The following is a 206-nucleotide window of genomic DNA, read 5'->3' as shown; positions in this document are numbered from 1 at the left end:
CCAATTATAGAGCAAATATTACATGATCCATATGTACAAGCGATACTAAAGGAAACACACTCATAATTGTAAAAAAATATATCAACGATTTTTCAATTATATCTATCATAACTTACGATATATCAACGGTTCGACACGAAATATCGATTTAGCTACAAAAAAGAAGCTGTTCAAATATTGAACAGCTTCTCTCATATTAACGAGTT

General features: G+C 29.1%; 1 pseudogene. It reads left to right on the top strand.

Annotated features, from left to right (window positions below):
• A pseudogene (locus MR107_RS32185) lies at window positions 1-66 on the top strand (DUF3910 family protein); the annotation flags it as partial.
• Window positions 67-206: the final 140 nt, after the last annotated feature.

The sequence above is a fragment of the Bacillus cereus group sp. BfR-BA-01441 genome, assembly GCF_022663075.1.
GTDB classification, from domain to species: domain Bacteria; phylum Bacillota; class Bacilli; order Bacillales; family Bacillaceae_G; genus Bacillus_A; species Bacillus_A cereus.
Note: the sequence above shows the minus strand (reverse complement) of the source record. Positions and strands in the feature narration are given on the sequence as shown.